1 protein-coding gene is annotated in these 212 nt (G+C 59.4%); it reads left to right on the forward strand.

All coding sequences use genetic code 11. The features are described 5' to 3' along the window. On the forward strand, nucleotides 1–212 hold a 212-nt coding region (locus MO867_RS23365; protein WP_252473556.1), incomplete at both ends, for an RIO1 family regulatory kinase/ATPase domain-containing protein.

Consider the following 212-nt stretch of genomic DNA (forward strand, 5'->3'; position numbering starts at 1 on the left):
TGCATGGATGGCGTGCTGCTGATGGAACTGATAACAGACGAAGCCGGCGATGTCGCGCCGCGTCTGAGTGATGTCTCCATGTCCGCCGAGCAGGCGCTGGAAGATCACGCCCTGCTGATGAACTACGTGATGCGCATGCTCTGCGCCGGCGTCGTGCACGGTGACCTGTCGGAATTCAACGTTCTGGTGGACGAATACGGCCCGGTGATTAT

The organism is Microbulbifer okhotskensis (genome assembly GCF_023895975.1).
GTDB classification, from domain to species: Bacteria; Pseudomonadota; Gammaproteobacteria; order Pseudomonadales; family Cellvibrionaceae; genus Microbulbifer; species Microbulbifer okhotskensis.